Genomic DNA, 16,026 nt, shown 5'->3' on the forward strand with positions numbered 1-16,026 from the left:
GCGTTGCCCTACGGCGTCTCGCACTAAAGTGCTTGCCGCTTGACTTCCCTTCTTGGCTGCTATTCGAAGAAAGTGTAAGGTACATGAGCCTTACAGAGTTCGTGGTTACCATGCCACAAAGGAGGAAATTTTTATGATTAATATTGTAATTGATTTTAAGTATCTGATAGCTTTTATCGCCATTTTTGCACTGATAAAAGTCATTCTAAATGATACCAACTGGACCAATCTAATGAAGGAAAACAGATATGACAAAGCACAGATTTAAAGAGAAATGTGATATTTGTGGTTCCTGGAGCCACGAATACGAGTCTTATAAAGGAAAGATGATCGTCTGCTGCCGATGCATGGAAGAACATCATGGAAAATTTGAATTAGATGAACCACAGCAGCTAAATATTTATGAAATGGAGGAGTTGAAAAATGAAACTTAACTTTCTAGATGAAGGGCATGAAGAAAGATATATCAAAATTTGTGAGAAAAACGCTAAATGCTTGAATGATCGAGAATATATGACAGCAGCCTATATGCTTTCTATTAGTCAGCAGGTATTTGATAAAGCTATTAGTTATTTCTCTGATAAAGGGATTTATTTTGATGATCTCTATATGAATCAGGACTTAACACCCGCTATCTGCTTCTACATTCAAGTAACAGACTCCCTATTCAGATGGAAGGAAATTCAGCTAAATTTGTCGGATATAAATCGTTTAGATTATCCACATCTGTTTGGGGTATTCAACGGAATAAAAATTTATACAGATTATGATCATAGAAAAAAAGGTTATGAAAACTTCCAGAAAATGATAGAAACAATTCAATCGAAAGAAAAGAGGTAAACAACGTGAAAAATGAGGATATCATCAGGAAAATAAAGAAACTGATAGCAATTGTCGGCGTTCCTGAATCTGTAAACCAATTCTATGATTCAAGAACAACAAAGGTCCAGTCTAATTTTCAAAATAAAAACCATGAAGGCTACGCTCTTAGATATGCACACGGAACAGAATACAAAGTCAATAGAAAAGATTTAATTGAATGGTAAATTTTATGATGAAGATTTATACAAAAATAAAAGAATCCAATATATTTGAAATACAGATGCAAAAACATTAATAAGAAACGATGGGCATTGGCTGTCGGTTCCTTTCCGAATCTCATTTGCCGGCAACCATGTAAGTCCCAAATTATATAAGGGACGCTAGTAAAGACTAGATCCCTTTCCTAGAAACATGTGAGCATTGCTTGTTTGACAATTTTCAATCATTCCATTTTCGCCTAATTCTCAGTCAAGTAAATCTCACACTTGTCAGGAGATGCTAGTGCTTAAAAGTATTGGCATCTCCATCCTCAATTAATTTGCAGCTGGCATTGGCTGTCGGTTCCTTTCCATAAAATTCATTGCCGACAGTCATGTAAGTCCAGTATTCATTATTGGAACGTAGGTTATTTAGGTAACCTGCTGTTCCTACCCTAAAAATCATAGGGATGACAGTTTTCATTGCAATGAAATTCTAGCATCCTTTGTTAAATATAAAATGGAGAAATATCAATAATGAATTATAAAGAAAATTACGAATACACAGAAAAAAGATAACTTATATTATCTATGATTAAATTTTACTTTACGTTTATTGTATCTATTATTTTTATCTGTCTAGATATATTTTACTTAATTTTATTATTAAATGAAATTTTGAAAGATAAAAATGCTCTTATATTTCTGATAGAGTCAAAATATCTGTACTACTGGTCATTAGGATTTATTTTTATTTTTGTTCCGATTTTATGTGACGAAACTAATCCTTTTATAAGTTTATTGTTAAAATTAGGATTATTTTTAACACTTTTAATTCCCGCTTATTATATCGTAAGTTAGTCATAAAAAGTAATCATTACTCAAACAGATAACTTATCGTATATGATGCTGTTATAAAGCAGACAATCCAAATTAAACTAAGTATTAGTAGAAACTCCATAGGCATGAAACTTGTTATTGATTCAGATGCTAAAACACAAGTGATAAAGTACCAACAACAAGCAGAAATTTTAGATAATTTACATTTATAGCTTTTTGTTGGATAGCCAAGTTTCCTTCTTAATTTATTTATAGTTGAATTTACATATCTTTTAAAAAAATAATAGTTCATTCCTCTAAAAATAATAAATACTGTCTTTAATACTATATGTGTATTTGGTTTATATGGTACACAGTTCATTAGAGTAATATATAAATGTGGATCAACATATAAATCCATGTACGGATTTTGTAGAAAAAGATACATGTTATTAAGGTGCCTGTATCTATTTTCAATAAATTTTTCTTTTAATTTTTTTTGCTCAGTTTTATCTTTTACTGATAAATAGTTAGGCTTAGTATTGATTATTTCTTTGAGAGGCAAATAGACATTAAATAACATTTTTTTCTGAATTTCTTTATCTTCATTTTTAAAATAAACATAAAGACTGTTCAACGCCCAAGCTAAAAAAGGAATAACTGCTGATTGTATCAATATTTTAAATAATTCAAATAAGTTTTCATTCGTAAACATACTATATTCTCCCCATCCTCGGTGTGTTTTATATGACACATTTTACCACAAGAAAGGACTGAATTCCATGTATCTTCAAACAAATCTGAATCATCTCAGAAATCTCTACAATCTAAGCTTCAGACAGTTAGGAAAAGAAGCTAAAGTTAATTTCAAAAATATTTACAATCTTGAAACAGGTTTAACCGATATTGATAAGATTACTTTCGGAACAATTTACAGACTTGCTTCATATTTCAATATAAGTCTTGATGACTTTGTATTCAAGGATTTATCACAAACTGATAAAGTGTCACTGGGTGACACAGAAAGGAAAATAAATAATGATCAAGAAAAAAGTAACTCATAAAGGATTCACAATTTATGAAATAGATTCCTTAAATCAGCGAATGCTGCAAAGGGTCGGACTCTTTGGCAATAAATGTGACTTTTGTAACAAGAAGTTACCGGTGGGTGTCATTTATATTCCTGTCCTGCATTATGGATGCTGTACAGAATGTTTCAAAGAATGGCATGAAGAAGCATCCTACTGCGATAGAGATAGTGAATATGAACTGGAAAAAATAGTTTGTCTTGAAGCTTGGCTAAATTATTTATACATTGATTTTGAAACCATCTAGGAGGTGAATTATGACTTCAGAAAAACAAGGTATCTATTCCCTTTTTGAATTAAAAAAAGAGCTAAAGGAATATTCCAAAGAACTGAACAAAAAAATAAAAGATCCTAACTGTCCTACTGCTGTAAAAAAAACATATATTGAAATCAATACCTCTTTGAGTACACTTATTTATAAAATAGAGGATCTTATCAGCAAGGAAATCAATATAGAATCAATAGAATATATTCCCTCCGAAATAAAGACAAGTATTGCAAATAGGCTTGAAGTGGAATATGATCTTGAAACACTGAATGGATCCAGACAGGCTCTTAAACATTTAAATGCTTACATTGATAGAATCGAAAAAGAATGCCTCGTCATAAAACTGAACGAAAATGATATTTCTAAACTAAATAAAGTCGCCGCTTCAAGAAAAATGACAGGAAAAGAGCTAGTGCATGAATTTATTAAAGATCTTATTGATGACAAGATACCACAGGAAAAGAAAACAATTATGAATGAATGGCTTTTATCGGAATCGGGAAAGACACCCGATTTTTCTTTATCCAAATTCAGAGATGAACTTTCTGAAAGAATTCAATATAGAAAGAATCGTCTGTCCAGCGTCTATGACTCAGATGACTGGTTTAATCATTATGAAATCGAAAGAAACGTGGAAAAAAACTTAGAAATCAAAAAGCCACTATTTAGCTATGACCTGGCATCTGAGGAAGTGACAGCTGTCATTGATGATGAGTTGAACAAACAACGCTTAAATTATGGAAAGGAGAAGGAGAATGAGATTCATAGACATATTCTTTAAAAATTTATGGAAGAATTTCAAATCGATGATGTTCGTTTCGCTTATAGCGGTGGCTGCTATTCTTTTAGCTTCTATTGGCGGGGCAGTTTTAGCAGCAGGCTCGAATATGGATAAGCTCATAGTCATTATACTGATTATCATTATTGCAGCTGTCATTATATTTTTGATTTATAGAAATCGAAGGAGGAATAGAGATGCTGAGTAAGGAAGAAATGATACTTCTTGAAAATCTGCTGAAAGAAGAAAACAGTGAAGATCTGTTTAAGAAGATTGCAGATGATCAGAAACAGCTTGGTGAATTAATTGCGAGGAAGGAAAAAACACGCAAAAAAATAGCCGAAGGAATGAAAAGAGCAAAAGAAAACGGTGTCAGAGTTGGAAGGAAGAGGGTAAAAGTGAACCAGAAAGAACTTCATAAAGTCATAGATCTATATGAAGAAAAACATGTATCTTCCAGCCAGGCTGCAGCGATGCTGGATATATCGAAGTCAGCCTTTTTAAAGCTGTATAAAGAACAGAAGGTGAATAAAGATGCTGAGCAAAGAAGAAATGGATAAACTTGAATCCATTCTTTTCGGACATGACGAACTGTTGGAAAAGATCAGACAGGACGAAAAAGAACTGGAAACAATTCTTAAGCAGCAGCAGAAACACAAAGAAAACCAGATGAAAGGTATCCAAAGAGTGAAGCAGGCAGGATACAGGTTCGGAAGACGGAGGAAAATAACAATTAAAGATAAAAAAGTACAAGCGATTATGAAGATTTACGATAGTCAGGATATTACTGCAAAAGAGGCTATGCAGAAGCTCAATATTGCTCGTGCGACTTTTTATCGTTTACGGAAAGAATGGATAAATATGCAATTCAAGGAGAAGGAGTATGAATCGTTTAAATAAGATTGATTTTGAAGTAAATATTAACCGGAGGGTCAGGCGACGGCTAAGACCGTAACAGATAAAAGGTGGTCGAACATGCTGTACATATGATTGATGTAATTCCTGTACCAAAAGAAAACTGAATTTTTTATCAGGCACATGGAAATGTGTCTTTTTTATTTTCATTTAAAAGCCGAAAATGGCTAAGGAGGACAAAAAAAATGAAAAAATTACTTTCTTTATTAACTGTAGCTTCTATGATGGCTGTTGCCGTTGTTGGTGTTCATGCTGAGGATACTGAAATCACAAATGACGGTGGCGCTCAGGCTACAGTAACTAAAACAAATGAAAGCAGCTACAGCGTACTAATCCCTAAAGCAATCGACTTGGGTACAGCTACAGAAAAAGAGTTTGCAGTACAGGCTAAAGGCAACATTGCTCCTACACAGACTCTTAGCGTAACTGTCGAGGAAACAATTGCCATGACTCGTACTGGTGATGCAGGATACAGCGGAAGTGCAACTGCTGAACTGGCAGATGCTACATGGACAGGAAATGCACTGACTTCTGATTATACTTCAAAGAACGGTACAGTTACTTTTGAAGAAACTAAAGCCGGCTCATACACAGGTACAGCAGAATTTACTGTAACATTGCAGTAATATCAAATGAGGAAAAGCTTATGAAAAAGCTTTTTTTGACATTCGCTTTAGTATTGGCGGCAGCACTGATAAATCCTGTCAGTGCTTCTGCCGAAACTGCTGAAGTGACAGCAATCCGGTACGGTGATGAAGACAATCAAGAAAGTCCAAACACTTCAGATTTGTCTAGCATATCTTCCTATATGATGATGCTCACAGCATCCGGATCGGTAGCTATTCTGATGAAAGGAAGGAGGAAACGGCATGAAACTGATTAAAAAATCTATGTTTTCATTTCTGGTAGCAGCGTTATGTGCCAGTTATCTGCCAGCCTCCATTTCTGCTAATGACAATATATCTGTTCAGAACACAAGCAATCTTTCCATATTAATTCCTAAAAATATTGATATGGGAAATGCAGACATTGCTTCATTCTCTGTGCAGGCAAAGGGCAAACTGAATGATAACGATATCGTGACAGTTTCTGCTGATAAAGAGGTTGCGATGAAGCGTGCGGGCGATGAATACTATCTCAATACGGCAACGGTTGATTTTTCTGCAGAATGGAGCGGAAACGAACTGAAGACCGACTCATATATAGAAAAAACGGGTACGATCTCTTTTGGTGAGAAAAAAGTAGGAACTTACACTGGTGAGCTCAATTTCACTGTCACACATAAAGAATCCTACAATATTTCTTATGATCCTGTTGGAGGCGTAATGCCTGAAGCATATCCAACTTATTATTATTCTGATGAAGGATTGGATTCTTTACCAGTTCCGACTAAAGAAAATTCTAAATTTCTAGGCTGGGGTGAACCCATTGAATACAAATTAGGCGATTACTGGGAAACCAGTGAAGACGGCAAGTTGCTTGTAAGCGATCTGTATGCAGGTGCAGATAGCGGCCCTCAGCCAAAAGCACCTGAAATATATGGAGTGAAGCCGCTTTATCGTGAAATCACCTTCCCGGTGGAAAGTGGAGCAATGCTGAGTTTCTCGTTTGACTATGAAAGAAAAATTTCAGAAGTCACTTCGACTGAAGGCGGTGGAAAATTCTATCTATATAAAGACGAGACTCTGATAGATGAATTTACTCCTTCAGGCACAGGCGAACTTATCAAAGGCACAATGGATTATTCAAGAAATCTGGAAGCTGGAAATTATCAAATTATTTTTGAAGGCTATGTAGAATTAATCGGAATGAAGCAAGGTGTTACAGAAACAGTAAGAGATTTCAATGTTGTTTCTCAACCGGTATTAAATTCTATTCCTAAAGGAACTAGCGGGAATCTGAATCTAACAGCTGTTTGGGAATCGGCTGTTACCTATTCGATCAGCTATGATCCGGCAGGCGGAACAATGCCGGATGAATATCAGACATATTATTATTCAGAAGAGGGTCTTGATTCTTTGCCTGTCCCGACTAAAGACGGATATTTATTTGTCGGATGGGCAGAAATGATCCCTTACGAAGTAGATCCTTCAAGCGAATGGACAGAAAACAATGGCGTTTTTACACATGATGGTGAAAAACAGCTGGTAATCAATTTTGAAATATTCAATCCTGCAGCTTTATCGTTTGATTTTGTAAATCAGTCGAGGATGCCGGTTTGGGAATATCCGTACTACAGCATTTATAAAGACGGTTCGCTCGTGACCGGACAATCTCTGATGAGTACGGGTTATGTTTACAACATATCCCACGAACTCGAATCTGGAAGCTATCAGCTCATCATATCCTCCGGATCTCCTAGCGAATGTGAAGTCAGCAATATCAAAATTGCCGGAGAAGCCATTACTTCCATTCCTGTCGGATCTACAGGCGATCTGAACCTGACAGCACAGTGGGAGCCTGCTGAAACCTATTCAATCACTTACGATACGGCCGGAGGCACTCTGCCTGCTGAATACCCTACGGAATATACAAGCGACCGGAGAGTTATTCTTCCGGATGCCCTGAAGGAAGGATACCGATTTATCGGATGGCATGATGCGGACAGCGGTGAAACAATTCAGTCCATCGAAGCCGGAACGTCAGGAAACAGGCATCTGACGGCTGTCTGGGAAAAGATAGAGCTTTCGACAGTTCTTGAAACAGGAGCCAGATTCAGCGAGGATATACCTGAAGGCGTTACATCTGTTGTCTTCACGGATGAGGCTGCTCCTGAAGGAATTGAAGCAGTAGATGTATCTGCAGCCCAGGACAAAGGCATTGTCGCATGGCTGGATAGCACTACGTGGAAAGTATCAACTCAGCGAAAAGGCATTCATATTATTGCTAATGAAAACAGCAGCCGGCTATTTGAAAATGCTGCTTCTTTAACTTCTATTGATGGTCTTGAAAATATCGATTTCAGTACAACGATCTATGCAGAATATATGTTCAGCGGATGTACTAGTTTGATATCAATACCATTAGAGGAAATGGATTTGTCTAATGTTCAGTATGCTTCCTACATGTTCAAAGACTGTCAGTCACTGGATGGTATTATGACTCTGAATCTTCCAAAAGTAGGAAATTCCGAAACAGGCTGGCATATTATTGGTATGTTTGAAGGTGCTTCAATCAATGAAGGATCTATTCTGCTAGTTACTGGAGACGACGATTCATTTACTTCCGCTGCGGTCAGCACACGTACTGAACCTGAAAGCAAAAACTATGGAGTCTATCTGAAAATAAAAGATTCATACTTTACTGTTGAACCTGAAAGCCTCGAAGGTGTACTGGAAAATGATTCTCCTGCAAAGATCACCGTCACTTTCAGCTTAAAATATGGAAGTCTGCTGTACTGCTATGATCCGAATGATATTCATATCGGCATACAGGTGGAGTCCACAGACTCGGAAGTCATACTAATAGATGGAGCCGATTTCTGGATGATACAGGAAGGTGTTGCCGCTATTGTCGGTACGGTAACTGATGCGGATGGTACGGAATATGTCCGTTCATGTGAAATCACTGTAACGAAAGGTTAAGATTTCAATCAAAAGGCGGAGTCAGCTCTGCCTTTTGATTATTTTATTAGAAGAAAGGAAAAATATGAGCAAGAAAAAGAAAAGAGGACTGGTTCTATTGGTGCTTCTTCTGCTGGCTGGAATAGGAACCGGTTTTTATATATTATGGAACCGCCAGGAAACACGTACAGTTGTGGTCGGTGGCGAAGAGATTGTCATAAACGAACCATTATACATGGATGACGGCGAAACGGAAGCCATTGAGGTACCTGGGTTTGATTCAAGCTATGCGATCAATAAAGCTAACCCAACAATCTATCTGATTAATCCTGAAAACAATACTGTTTTATTTCAGTTTACTTTATTCGTAAATGGTACTCAGATCTATCAATCGGATTACATTCCGCCAAACAAAATGGTTACGCCGGATCTGTATTCATCCTTAGATGAAGGAAAATACAATCTTACTATTCAGATGGACACACTGGATATAGAAACACTGGAACCTTGCAACAGTGTTTCACAGGAAACGATTATTCAGGTCGTAAAATAAAAAGTTTTGCGGCTTGCTGAAGATACATCCGATCCTGTGTCTTCAGCAAGTCGTAAATAAGAAAATTAACTACATGGCAATTTGCCATGCAGAATTATCTATAGTCTTGAAAATATCGGGCATTGACTCAAAATTGACATTCTTTCGGGATATGGTATAATTTAGGTGTCGTAGAGTGGCAATAAAACCACTACGGAAAAGAGAGGATTGCCGTCCTCTCTTTTTTAGTACCATTGCCCTGAGATCAGACTAGGTGACTAGTCTTTTCTTTTTATCTCTTTGACTATGAGATAAAGAAATATCAACTGAATGATAATTCCTATATCCATTTGTCGTAGAGTGGCAATGGTACATCAGGATAGTATTATTCATGACTAATACCTCCGTGAATATTATAGCATATTATAAATTCAACAAAAGGTTTTATATTTTCTTTCAAAGTTATTGAATTCGTAAAATTTTATGCTTTATAATCTAATTGAAGAATAAGAGGTGGTAATTATTAACCCTAAAAAAAATAAAGTATTACCTTTAAGAACAAAAGATATTAAAGTTTCTCTCCCGGTAGCAGAAGATTTTAATCCAAATGAAATCGAGGCAAACAAAAATATATTGAAAAATGGAGAAGAAACAGAACCTATTTTAGTAGCTTTTAGTTCAGAAGGATACAAACTGATATATGGTCTGAATATCTATTATGCTTATTTGCAGTCGGAGAGAGAAATTATTCCCGCTATTATAAAGAGAAAATAAAAGGAGGTCTTGAATATGAAAAAGTTAATGAAGGGTTTATTATCTATAGCACTGATGCTCTCAGTAGCCGCCTGTTCATCAGCTGATAATCTTCAGCTGGAGGTTACAGAAATAACTGTTGAATATGGTGATCCATTATCACTTGATCCAAAAGAGTATCTGGCTGAAGATACTGCTGAGGATATTCTGAGTGAAGTAACAGCTGAGGTATTCGTTGTAGAAGGCGATGTCAAAGCTGAAGAAGCACTCGGAACTGATGGATCAGACCTTGAAGTTGGCAATTACATTCTATCGCTTTCATACAATGATGAGGTAGAGGATGTAAATGTTACAGTTGAGGACACTACGGCACCAGAATTTGTAGATTTTAATGATACGATATCTATCGAACAGGGTACTGCTGATGTTACTTTAGAGAATCTTTTTAAAGCTGAAGATGCTTCTAGTGTAGAAATTACTGTTGAAGGTAATGTTGATTTCAATACTGCTGGTACATATCCTGTAAAAGTGACTGCAAAGGACGAGTATGAAAATGCTACAGAAAAGGACTGCAGCATCGTAATCACTGAAAAAGAAGTAGCCGTAGAAACACCAAATACTTCAGGAGGATCTTCGGGAGGTTCTAGTAGTTCTAATTCCTCATCTGGAAGTAGCAACAGTTCAACTGGCAGTGGTTCTAATAACAGTTCAAATACAGGAGGCTCATCAAATACTGGTAGTTCAAGTGGAAGCAGTAACACTGGATCATCTGGTTCAGGTGGATCAACTACAACTCCTCCAAGCCAGCCGACAGCTCATACGCATGTCTGGGTAGACGACTATGGAAATGTATATGCTTATGATGATGAATTATTCTGTTCAACTTCAAAAGAAGCAGAGATAAAAGGTGACGCTTTAGCCAATCAAATTGGTACTCCTGAATTTGTTGAAAAATATGGATATCCTAGTAATTATGGTATAGACAGAGTTCATTGTTCAATATGTGAACAAAGTGGAGTCTGGAATGAAATGTGGGCAATTTGGTTTAGATAAACATGGTTTGACCATGTTTTTTTTATGAGGTGAATTTTATGCTTTTATATTATTTACAATATCTCTTTCGGCGTTGACCGTATAGAATAAAAGGTGGTGGAATACAGGATCTGATCAATCTATGCCCACAGTAATTCCTATTCAAAAAAAAGAAATGATCATTGCTGCTTTTATGGAAGAAAGAAATGGATACTTTCTTCTTTTTTTATAGAATGATCAAAATTGAGTATAAAACTCAGAAAGGAATACAGATATGGACGATAGGAAAAAACATTCTTCATTCATACGTAAAATGAAGAATAAATTAAAATCATGTTTAATGAGTGTTCTGGCCTTAGGCATGATCTTATCCAATATGACCATGCCTGCTAAAGCGGTTAGTCCGACACTGGTAGAAGAATTCGTGACTGGCTGGTATGCCAATCACTTGAGTTTACCTGATGGATCACCTGGCCAGGGAACAAGAATGCTTTTAGATGGTGAGATTGCGTTCTGTGTGGAACCAGGACATGCTGCCGTAGAAGGTGTTCAGAATGAAATCTCATGGGCATCTTTAGGTATCTCTGAAGCGCAAAGAAAGAGATTAGCTTATATTGCTTATATTGGATATAGATTAAATCCAACCGATACAAACTATATGCTGACTCAGAATTTGATCTGGGCAGAATTAGGCGCACCAGCTGCCAATTACTATTATAATGCTTCTGCTGGTTATCCACGATATGACCGTACAAACGAAATGGCATGGAGAGCTAATGTACTGGCTCAGGTAAATGCAATGGAAACTCGACCTTCTTTCAATGGTGGAAGCTATACACTCAACGTTGGCCAGTCCATTACATTGACGGATACAAACAATATTCTAAGCCAATATATAGTAACGTATGATGGAGGATTAACCATGTCACAAAATGGAAATCAGCTGACAATTACAGCAACATCATCCTCCTCGGAAAATGCAACAATTTCACTAAGAAGAAATATTTCACTGTCTGCTTTAGGTACTAATTTCGTTGTAAGAAGTGCAACTGACTCCAACGCACAGGCCGTATCTTCTTTAAAAGTTTACGACCCTGCTATTGCGACAATTAACATTACCGTGAATAAATACGGTAATTTAAACATTGCCAAGAAAGATGACAAAGGTAATTTTGTGCCAAATACAATGTTTAGAATTAGCTACAATTCAGATATGAGCGATCCGATTGGAACCTACACAACAGGTTCTGATGGTACGGTAACGATCAATGAATTGTTGTCACAGGCGGTTTATGTTCAGGAAGTAAGTGTTCCCGATCATTTAATTCTTGACAGCACGATTCGTTCCATTACGATCGTTCCGAATGAAACTGTTTTCTTTACCGCAACGAATAACTGGAAACAAGGAAAGATCCAAGTCGTAAAGAAAGATGCTGAAACGGGTGAAACCGTAAAAAAAGCAGGTACTCAGTTTGATATCTTGAATACCAGTAATCAGGTAGTACAAACCATTACGACTAACTCTGAAGGTGTCGCAATTTCAGATTTTCTTGATTACGGAACATATAAAGTCAAAGAAAAAACTGCACCGAATGGCTATACAGTCAACGTAAGCGAAAGCAATCCGATTGCTGTAATTGTAAACAATCAGACCTATTCGATTGATATTAGCAATACAAGAGTCAAAGGAAGTATCACACTTCAGAAAGAATTTGATGATACAGAATCAGGCATGACCGGCGATGCTGTTTTGAATGGCGTTACCTATGAGCTTCTCGCTCATGAGAATATCTTAAATCCTGCGGATGGATCTGTTCTCTACAGTGCGGGATCACTGATTCCAAATACTTCAAAACAGACAGATGCTGATGGCAAGATCATATGGACTGATCTATATCTAGGATCTTACGACGTCCATGAAGTGACAAGTAATGGTACGGTCGTTGTGAATACTGTGGACGTACAAGCTGATGTTGAGTATGCAGATCAGAATACTCCAAATGTGAGTGTATTCGTGACACATAAGGATAAGCCGAATGAACAGGCATACAGTCTGATTAAAACCGGAAGCAACGGTTCAGCTGGTGAAATTCCGACACTTGAGGGTGCAGAATTTACAGCTAAACTGAAATCTGATGTAGACCGTCTAGGCTGGGACAATGCTCCTGTCTATGATGTATCTACAACGGATTCAAAAGGCTATCTTGAATCCGGACTGCTTCCTTACGGTACTTATATCGTAAGAGAAACAAAAGTTCCTGATGAACATTATGCGGTGGAAGACTTCATCATTACGATCACCGAAGACAGCGATGAACCTCAGCCTTGGATCATCATGAATGATGAGCCGTTTGAGGGTATGCTGAAGCTCGTGAAGAAAGATGCTGAAACCGGCAAGACGGTATTGCTGCCAAATACGACCTTCAAGATCAGGAATCTTGATACTGGAGAGTATCTGACACAGTTTGTCTGGTTCCCTCTTCCTCATACGGTTGATACCTGGTCTACGACAGATCAGGGTATTGTTTACCTGAATGATGTTGTTATGTATGGAAATTATCAGCTGGAAGAAATTACTGCTCCAAATGGCTATGTATTGAACACTGAGCCAGTAAAATTTACAGTTTCGATGGACGGAATCTATGAAACCGGTCCTGACGGTGAAACACCTGTCATTACTGTAGAAATGGAAGATCTATCCGTAAAAGGACAGATTACAGTCAGCAAGCTGGGAGAAGAACTGAGTGGCATTCATCAGAACGATGACGGAAGCTATTCCTTTGATTATGAATCAAAAGGACAGTCCGATACAGAATTCCAGATCATTGCGGATGCAGATATTCTAGATCCAAGCAATGATGGCACCGTTCTATACGAAAAGGATGAAGTCATAGAAACGATTACGACTGGTGCTGATGGATATGCTACTTCTAGTAAATTACCTTTAGGTGATTACAGAGTAGAAGAAATCAAGGTACAGAATGGCATGGTACTGAATACTGAAATTCAGAAGGTAAAACTTGAATATGAAGATCAGACAGTAGAAGTCGTTTCAGAAGCGATCAGTTTTAAAAATGACCGTCAGAAAGTAAATATAGAACTTACGAAGAAAGATGATGAAGGAACCTTGTTATCCGGTGCTGTCTATGGCTTATACTCCAAAACGGATCTGATTCTTGATGGCAATGTTTTATTACCAGCTGATACATTAATTGAAAAAGCTGTTACAGATGAGAATGGCAAGCTTGCATTTAAAGCAGATCTTCCAATCTCTTTAGATGATGAAGTTCACTTCTATGTCAAGGAAATCAAACAGCCTTCAGGGTATGTATTATCTGATGCTGTTTTTGATGTCGATACGAAGTTCAAAGAACAGACCATTACGACAGTCAATAACTCTTTTAACGATCTCAATGAAATCACTAAAGTGGAAGTATCCAAAAAGGATATTACTAACAGCGAGGAAATCGAAGACGCTCATCTGACTGTCTTCCCGAAAGACGATCCGGGAGCAGTATTTGATACATGGATCTCCGGACAGGATGGCAAAAATGAAGACGGAAGCATTAAACCGCATCTGATCAAAGGTCTGGAAGTCGGTGTTACCTATGTTCTTCGTGAAACCAGCTCTCCTTACGGATATGCGATCGCACAGGATGTTGAATTTACTGTACTTCCTACCGGTGAGGTTCAGACAGTAGAGATGTACGATGAACTTGTCGTTGGAAGACTTGTATGGAACAAAACCGGAGAAATCTTTACACACACTGTTATTGGAATGACAGAATTCGGTATCGTTGAATCGCCGGTATTTGAAGAAACCAACATTTTAGGTGCTGAAATCACGATCTATGCAGCTGAAGATATCACGATCGGTAATCATACTTATTACAAAAAGGATCAAGCCATTCAAACCTTAGAAAGTGACTGGGATGCCGTAGAAAGCAGGAATCTTCTGGTAGGATCTTACTATTATGTTGAAACCAAAACACCAATCGGATATATTCCAGATACAGAAAGACACTATTTTAAAATCGAGGACAGCCAGTCTACAGAAGTACAGCTGATCGAATCAACACTGGTCAATGATCTTCCTTCCTATGAGCTGGACTTTACCAAGACATTTGAAGAAGGCTATACAGAGCATCCGGATGCCTATAAGGATGTTGTGTTTGGCATCTTTACGAGAGATGATACTTATGATTACATGGGCAATGTCGCAATTGAACCGGATACCTTAGTGGCTACCGTAGGCATCGATGAAGAAGGTCATCTTGTCGATGTACCTCGTCTTCCTATAGGAAATTATTATCTCAAGGAATTGTCTACAAACAGTGCCTACATTCTTGATGAAAATGAACACGACTTCAGCATCGATCAGTCGCATGAAGATAATGTTCTGATCACGATCAACGATGGTGAAGCTATCATGAACGAACTGAAATGGGCTTATGTTCATGTAAACAAGATCGATTCTCAGACCGGTGAAGCTATTCTGAGCAAAGATTTCGCATTCACATTATACAGTGATGCGAAATGCACAGAAGAAATTCTAACTGTTGCAGGAAATACTGCAGATGGTTATGCTGAGTTCGAGTTAACGTATGGTACTTGGTACATTAAAGAAACATCCGCTCCACAGGGTTACCGATTATCAGATGAAGTCGTAAAAGTTGAATACAACGATGCCGGCCTATTCGTCAATGGCGAGCTTGTTGAATCCGGTGAAGATGGATACTATTCTATCGCTTATTTAAATACGATTCTTCCTGATGATTCTGTAAAAACAGATGACAGCACACCATTGCAAAGCTATTTAATAGCTATGTTATGTAGTTTGTTTGCATTTATTTTTATTTTGTTAAAGCACAGAAAAACTAGTGAGGTTAGATAACTAGCCTCACTTTTTTCTTTTTATTACATGGCAATTTGCCATGTAGAAAGGAAAAGAGTGTAAAAATATGAATAACAAAAATTCTTCTAATTCTGAAAAAGAATTAAAAATAAAGAGGCATGATACAAAAATTTCATACAAAAAAATCACTGGTATGAGTATATGCAACATCATGGATCTACTTAAAATTGAAAATGAAAACATAATTTTTCTTGATCCAAAACTGGAAATTCTAGAATTCAACGAGAAATGATGCTATAATTTGTTTAGAGGCAATCATTTATGGACATCAAGGGAAAATGCTTAAAATTTACTACAATTCCCACATAAAAAATAAAATGCAGGAATATGAACTTATAAAATGA

18 protein-coding genes are annotated in these 16,026 nt (G+C 37.0%); 17 read left to right on the forward strand and 1 reads right to left on the reverse strand.

What is annotated here, in order from left to right:
* Positions 1 to 133: 133 nt before the first annotated feature.
* Genes ACZYT3_RS09925 through ACZYT3_RS09940 form a run of 4 tightly spaced genes read left to right on the forward strand, consistent with a single transcriptional unit; the run spans position 134 to position 1,046 of the window.
* A complete protein-coding gene (locus tag ACZYT3_RS09925; protein WP_464088533.1) occupies positions 134 to 268 on the forward strand; it encodes a hypothetical protein in 135 nt (44 codons plus the stop codon).
* Entirely contained in the window at positions 249 to 434 is a 186-nt protein-coding gene (locus tag ACZYT3_RS09930) for a hypothetical protein (RefSeq protein WP_464088534.1), read from the forward strand. Before ACZYT3_RS09925 ends, ACZYT3_RS09930 begins: the two co-directional genes overlap by 20 nt.
* Complete coding sequence (locus tag ACZYT3_RS09935) at positions 424 to 840, forward strand: hypothetical protein (RefSeq protein ID WP_464088535.1); 417 nt, start codon at positions 424 to 426, stop codon at positions 838 to 840. Before ACZYT3_RS09930 ends, ACZYT3_RS09935 begins: the two co-directional genes overlap by 11 nt.
* A 5-nt stretch (positions 841 to 845) precedes the next feature.
* Positions 846 to 1,046 (forward strand): hypothetical protein, encoded by a 201-nt coding sequence (locus ACZYT3_RS09940; protein ID WP_464088536.1) that lies wholly within the window; start codon positions 846 to 848, stop codon positions 1,044 to 1,046.
* An 850-nt stretch (positions 1,047 to 1,896) separates the two neighbouring features.
* Here the strand turns inward: ACZYT3_RS09940 and ACZYT3_RS09945 are convergent.
* Positions 1,897 to 2,553 carry a hypothetical protein gene (locus tag ACZYT3_RS09945; protein WP_464088537.1) on the reverse strand — a complete coding sequence of 219 codons (657 nt, stop codon included), beginning with the start codon at positions 2,551 to 2,553 and terminating at the stop codon, positions 1,897 to 1,899.
* 323 nt (positions 2,554 to 2,876) lie between these two features.
* Between ACZYT3_RS09945 and ACZYT3_RS09950 the strand changes: the two genes are divergently transcribed.
* The 13 genes from ACZYT3_RS09950 to ACZYT3_RS10010 all read left to right on the forward strand — a co-directional run bounded on the left by ACZYT3_RS09950 (position 2,877) and on the right by ACZYT3_RS10010 (position 15,914).
* On the forward strand, positions 2,877 to 3,173 hold the full coding sequence (locus ACZYT3_RS09950) for a hypothetical protein (RefSeq protein WP_464088538.1): 297 nt from the start codon (positions 2,877 to 2,879) through the stop codon (positions 3,171 to 3,173).
* 10 nt (positions 3,174 to 3,183) lie between these two features.
* On the forward strand, positions 3,184 to 3,975 hold the full coding sequence (locus ACZYT3_RS09955) for a hypothetical protein (protein ID WP_464088539.1): 792 nt from the start codon (positions 3,184 to 3,186) through the stop codon (positions 3,973 to 3,975).
* Positions 3,950 to 4,180, forward strand: coding sequence for a hypothetical protein (locus ACZYT3_RS09960; protein ID WP_464088540.1), 231 nt, complete (start codon positions 3,950 to 3,952; stop codon positions 4,178 to 4,180). Before ACZYT3_RS09955 ends, ACZYT3_RS09960 begins: the two co-directional genes overlap by 26 nt.
* Positions 4,170 to 4,532 carry a UPF0175 family protein gene (locus ACZYT3_RS09965; protein WP_464088541.1) on the forward strand — a complete coding sequence of 121 codons (363 nt, stop codon included), beginning with the start codon at positions 4,170 to 4,172 and terminating at the stop codon, positions 4,530 to 4,532. The genes ACZYT3_RS09960 and ACZYT3_RS09965 overlap by 11 nt, the downstream gene beginning before the upstream one ends.
* Positions 4,507 to 4,872 (forward strand): DUF1492 domain-containing protein, encoded by a 366-nt coding sequence (locus ACZYT3_RS09970; RefSeq protein ID WP_464088542.1) that lies wholly within the window; start codon positions 4,507 to 4,509, stop codon positions 4,870 to 4,872. The genes ACZYT3_RS09965 and ACZYT3_RS09970 overlap by 26 nt, the downstream gene beginning before the upstream one ends.
* A 200-nt stretch (positions 4,873 to 5,072) precedes the next feature.
* Complete coding sequence (locus tag ACZYT3_RS09975) at positions 5,073 to 5,513, forward strand: hypothetical protein (RefSeq protein WP_464088543.1); 441 nt, start codon at positions 5,073 to 5,075, stop codon at positions 5,511 to 5,513.
* Positions 5,514 to 5,533: 20 nt separating this feature from the next.
* Positions 5,534 to 5,770: a hypothetical protein gene (locus ACZYT3_RS09980; RefSeq protein ID WP_464088544.1), complete on the forward strand. Its 237-nt coding sequence runs from the start codon at positions 5,534 to 5,536 to the stop codon at positions 5,768 to 5,770.
* Positions 5,757 to 8,471 carry an InlB B-repeat-containing protein gene (locus ACZYT3_RS09985; protein WP_464088545.1) on the forward strand — a complete coding sequence of 905 codons (2,715 nt, stop codon included), beginning with the start codon at positions 5,757 to 5,759 and terminating at the stop codon, positions 8,469 to 8,471. Before ACZYT3_RS09980 ends, ACZYT3_RS09985 begins: the two co-directional genes overlap by 14 nt.
* Before the next feature lie 64 nt (positions 8,472 to 8,535).
* A complete protein-coding gene (locus ACZYT3_RS09990) occupies positions 8,536 to 9,003 on the forward strand; it encodes a hypothetical protein (protein WP_071441744.1) in 468 nt (155 codons plus the stop codon).
* 492 nt (positions 9,004 to 9,495) lie between these two features.
* Positions 9,496 to 9,756, forward strand: coding sequence for a hypothetical protein (locus ACZYT3_RS09995; RefSeq protein ID WP_464088546.1), 261 nt, complete (start codon positions 9,496 to 9,498; stop codon positions 9,754 to 9,756).
* A gap of 15 nt (positions 9,757 to 9,771) precedes the next feature.
* Positions 9,772 to 10,788 carry a hypothetical protein gene (locus tag ACZYT3_RS10000; RefSeq protein WP_464088547.1) on the forward strand — a complete coding sequence of 339 codons (1,017 nt, stop codon included), beginning with the start codon at positions 9,772 to 9,774 and terminating at the stop codon, positions 10,786 to 10,788.
* A gap of 253 nt (positions 10,789 to 11,041) precedes the next feature.
* Entirely contained in the window at positions 11,042 to 15,661 is a 4,620-nt protein-coding gene (locus tag ACZYT3_RS10005) for a SpaA isopeptide-forming pilin-related protein (protein WP_464088548.1), read from the forward strand.
* Between the two features lie 67 nt (positions 15,662 to 15,728).
* Complete coding sequence (locus ACZYT3_RS10010) at positions 15,729 to 15,914, forward strand: hypothetical protein (RefSeq protein WP_071441738.1); 186 nt, start codon at positions 15,729 to 15,731, stop codon at positions 15,912 to 15,914.
* The last annotated feature ends 112 nt before the right edge of the window (positions 15,915 to 16,026 follow it).

This window comes from Traorella sp. mt218 (assembly GCF_055420025.1).